Annotated in this window: 1 protein-coding gene and 1 pseudogene; both read left to right on the plus strand. The window is 37.2% G+C overall.

The annotated features are described in order from the left end of the window. Positions 1-1,225 precede the first annotated feature (1,225 nt). On the plus strand, positions 1,226-1,987 hold the full coding sequence (locus tag F0226_RS22230; protein WP_171737670.1) for a hypothetical protein: 762 nt from the start codon (positions 1,226-1,228) through the stop codon (positions 1,985-1,987). Positions 1,988-2,132: 145 nt separating this feature from the next. Continuing rightward, positions 2,133-2,262, plus strand: a pseudogene (locus F0226_RS22235) (GNAT family N-acetyltransferase); the annotation flags it as partial.

The following is a 2,262-nucleotide window of genomic DNA, read 5'->3' on the forward strand; positions in this document are numbered from 1 at the left end:
GAAGATAGGCGAGTAGCCTCAACATAACAAACAATTTAAGCGTGATTCCCCACGCTTGGCATTTTTGGTTTGGGTTTAGTTTAGTGTTTACGGTGTCCAAATTGGGTGTGGTGGTAGCGTGGCTCACACCTTAATTGGGCGTTATATTTTATTTTAAATCAGTGTCTTAAAGTCAATGTGAAGTGGATTGTTTGTTGTCTTCCCTGGCTATCAAGTTTAGCCAATTTCAGCAGTTTAAGATCGCGTTATCAAGTTTCAAACTTTCTTCAGTTGTAAAGCATTCCAATATTTTTTGGTGCTTCATTTTGCGTTTGAGTCGCGTTGATGATTTTTGTTTTTTGAGCTTTTAATTGTTGGTGAACTGGAAAGTTTCGGTTTTATTCTTTGTTTGGTTTTAACGGTGAATAACTAATTTCTTTCTATTGAAATGGTTTTCTGTTTTTAGGTGTCACTTTCAATTACAACGCGTGAGTTGAGTTAAAAAACCAAGTTAGCATCGCAATTCTTTGCCAAGTAAATCAACCTATTGATGTAAAATATAACAAGCAATTCAAGCAGACTGTCAACGCGTGGCATTTTCAACTCGGTTTAGCTTCAGTGAATACGGTGGTAAATTTGAGTGTATTTGGTAGCGTTGTCAGCTACTTAATTGGGCGTTATATTTTATTTTAAATCAGTGTCTTAAATTCAATGTGAAGTGGTTTTTTTTGTTGTCTTCTCGGGCTATCAAGTTTAGCTAATTTCAGCAGTTTAAAATCGCGTTATCAAGGTTCAAACTCTATTCAGTCGTAAAACATACCAATGCTTTTGGGTGCTTCATTTTTGGGTTTGAGTCGCGTTGTCTGAAAGTGTAACTGGCTTAAAGTCGCGTCAGAGAGGTTTCTTTTCGGGCTTTTAAACTGCTGATAAATTGGAAGGTTTCGGTTTTATTCTTTGTTTGGTTTTAACGGTGAATATCTGATTTTCTTTCTATTGAAGTGATGTTCTGTTTTTAGGTGTCACTTTTAATTACAACGCGTGAGTTGGGTTAAAAAGCCAAGTTAACATCGCAATTCTTTATCAAGCAAATCAACCTATTGATGTAAAATATAACAAGCAATTCAAGCAGACTGTCAACGCGTGGCATTTTCAACTCGGTTTAGCTTCGGTGATTCAGGTGGTAAATTTGAGTGTATTGGTAGCGTTGTCAGCTACTTAATTGGGCGTTATATGCAATGGAGTAGTAATGAGAATCAATGTTAGAGATGTTGCAATGTTGTTTGTAGGGTTCTATTTGGGCGCAATTATATTGGCTATTGCTACAGATAATAAAATGAATGTAAGTGAAGTTTTTAACGTATTAGTTCCCTTTCTTTCCACTGGGGGGGCTATGGCTGCGATACTGGCAATCATTCAGGTGTCTCAAAATTCAAACATCGATAGGGTTTATAAGCGTACCGTCGCCGAAGTGGACGAAATCGTTGAACAAATTAACTCAATTCGAGCTTGTCTATTCGATGATGGAAAGCCTAAAAATATTCGAGTTGAGTGGATTCAAGCAGCTAGAGCAATATTGGGTATAAACTCTCTTCTCATTAGTATTGAAAAGAGTAGTTACGAAAATAACTTTCCCGAGTTAGTACTAAAAGCTAATCGCTTGGTAGATGACTTTTCAACAGAATTATATAAAACGTTATGTATAAAGTCGGGAAATGTATCAGGTCCATTACCAGTATCGTTCTTTTACGGGGTAACTGATTTCGAGGCTAAATCGATGATCGAGGCAAAAGTTGAAGTAATCAGATCGCAATCAGTGGTTTATGGAGCCGACCAAGTAGCTCCTCCTTATGGAACAACTATGCTGGATGAAAGGTCAGTGTACATAGTGGCGAAGTTTATTAATCATGAAAGACTAGTTTCGTCATATGATGAAGTAACAGTAAAACCTCTGCGGTTTCTTGGATTATTTGAAGGGTTTGGGAAATACCTCGAGGAAGAAAGCATATAACAAAGCGTTTAAGACGGATTCACAACGCTTGGCATTTTGGTTTTGAATCAGCTTAAGTGTTTACGGCACAATGCTTTAGGTTAGGTGGTCGCGTTGTTCACCACTTAACGCGGCGTTATAAAGCACGCATAGAAAAGGATTTTACGTGAACATTAGAACAGGAAAATTGTCGGATGTAGCGGGTATCACTGATATTTTTAATTTCTATATTGAACATACAAATGCACGTTTTGAAGAGTCCCCATTTTCGTTAGAAAATCGACAACAATGGTTTT

This window comes from Vibrio sp. 99-70-13A1 (genome assembly GCF_013114625.1).
In the GTDB taxonomy this organism is placed as follows: Bacteria; Pseudomonadota; Gammaproteobacteria; order Enterobacterales; family Vibrionaceae; genus Vibrio.

Excerpts from the sequence above, each read along its gene's own strand:
- F0226_RS22230 (WP_171737670.1), top strand. The coding sequence starts at position 1,226 with ATGAGAATCAATGTTAGAGATGTTGCAATGTTGTTTGTAGGGTTCTAT.